The organism is Ancylomarina sp. 16SWW S1-10-2 (genome assembly GCF_009669305.1).
In the GTDB taxonomy this organism is placed as follows: Bacteria; Bacteroidota; Bacteroidia; order Bacteroidales; family Marinifilaceae; genus Ancylomarina.
In genome coordinates this window covers 1-412 of sequence record NZ_SADB01000270.1, presented here as the reverse complement: position 1 = coordinate 412, position 412 = coordinate 1, and the positions used below count along the sequence as shown (strand labels likewise).

At 39.3% G+C, this 412-nt stretch carries 1 protein-coding gene; it reads left to right on the top strand.

The features are described from left to right. Positions 1-412: membrane protein insertase YidC (yidC, locus tag EMN46_RS19205; RefSeq protein ID WP_229130446.1), on the top strand; the 412-nt coding region annotated here is incomplete at both ends.

Here is a 412-nt window from a genome sequence, read left to right as displayed (position 1 = left end):
AAAAGAAAGAAGAGTTTATTACCACTGGTGGTTGGGTTGCTCTGGTTCAACATTATTTTGTTAGTGCTTGGGTGCCTAACAGTGAAAGTGATAACCAATATTCTTTCCGTAAGCTAGGCAGCAAAGACTTATATCTCTTTGGTTTCTCAACCCCTGCAACTGTAGTAAATGCTGGTGAACAAGGCACACTTTCTGCGGATTTTTATGTTGGGCCTAAAGATGTATACCGTTTAGAGAGTATTTCCCCTTATTTAGATCTCACCATTGATTTTGGTTGGCTCTGGTGGATAGCAAAACCTTTATTCCAATTCCTATTATTCATTCATGGATTTATTGGTAACTGGGGTTGGTCCATTATTGCACTCACATTTGTGATTAAAGCCGTCTTCTTCTATCCATCAGCGGTCAGTTA